Genomic DNA, 1,251 nt, shown 5'->3' on the forward strand with positions numbered 1-1,251 from the left:
GACACCTCCCCCGATAATGCGCACACCTCCAACTACCTAAGTGGAGGTGTCAAATGGCACGAAGAAAGCAATACAATCGATACGACGATGAGTTCAAGGCAACGGCGGTTGCCCTCACCAAAATACCGGGAGTTCTAGCGAAAGACGTAGCTGATGCACTCGCCATACATCCGGTTATGCTTTATCGTTGGTGTATGGAAACTCGACGCGGTGAACTCATGACGAAGAAGAAAGACATCAATATCGACCCCAAGTTGAAGGCGGAATTGAAACGTCTTAGGAAACTGGAGAAGGAGCATAAGGTGCTCCAGGTGGAACATGACCTTTTAAAAAAAGCCATCCAGCACTCTTTAGAACAAGAAAAGAAATCTACGAATTCATAGAGGCTAACCGGTCGAACTATTCGCTTGCAGTAATGTGCCGAGTCTATGGTGTCAGCCCGAGATCCTATTACTCATGGCTGGAACGCGGCAAAAGCCTGCGGGCAGTTGAGGACCAATTACTGCTAAAACGAATTGTGCATGAGTTTGATAAAAGCGAGCAGATTTACGGTAGCCCGAAGATCTATAAAGAGCTCAAGAAACAAGGTATCGCGGTGTCAGAGAAGCGCGTAGCGCGTCTGATGCGAGAAAACGGTCTAAAGGCGAAGAAGAGCAGAATCTATCGAAGCAGGCCGGGTACACAGCGCTTTTACACGGGTATACCCAATATAATCTGGAATCAGGAAGTGACAGCGGCAAACCAGGTGTGGGTAGGCGATATTACATACTTGAAGGTAAATGAAGAATGGCGCTACCTGGCGGTTGTTCTGGACCTGTTTAGTAGGAAGGTAATCGGTTGGGCGTTGGGTAAGAGAAAGTCGGTCAGTCTGACGACAAAGGCGCTAAGGAGAGCGGTGAAACGTCGAGGGCTGCATCCAGGCCTGATATTTCACTCAGACCGGGGCATAGAGTATGGGGCGTTTGAATACCGTGAGCTGTTGGACACATATGGAATCCGGCAAAGCATGAACCGAGTGGGAGTGATGAATGATAACGTATACATTGAGTCATTCTTTCACCAGTTTAAAACTGAGCGGATCAAGACAAAGGAATTCAACTCGGATTGGACACTGCGCAGGACGATTCAGCTTTACATGAAGTGGTACAACGAAATTCGGTCACATTCGTCCATTGGGTATTTATCACCAGTGGAATATGAGTGTAGTATTTGATTTAACAAAGCGGTGTGCGCAAAAGTGGGTGAGGTTTC

At 47.5% G+C, this 1,251-nt stretch carries 2 protein-coding genes; both read left to right on the top strand.

The window, feature by feature from the left end:
- The first annotated feature begins 53 nt into the window (after positions 1 to 53).
- A complete protein-coding gene (locus tag D9N13_RS00065) occupies positions 54 to 383 on the top strand; it encodes a transposase (protein WP_290584467.1) in 330 nt (109 codons plus the stop codon).
- The gene (locus D9N13_RS00070; protein WP_290584468.1) at positions 380 to 1,213 is read left to right on the top strand and encodes an IS3 family transposase; all 834 of its coding nucleotides are present in this window, start codon (positions 380 to 382) and stop codon (positions 1,211 to 1,213) included. Before D9N13_RS00065 ends, D9N13_RS00070 begins: the two co-directional genes overlap by 4 nt.
- Positions 1,214 to 1,251: the final 38 nt, after the last annotated feature.

The organism is Ketobacter sp. GenoA1, from assembly GCF_003671475.1.
Lineage (GTDB): Bacteria > Pseudomonadota > Gammaproteobacteria > Pseudomonadales > Ketobacteraceae > Ketobacter.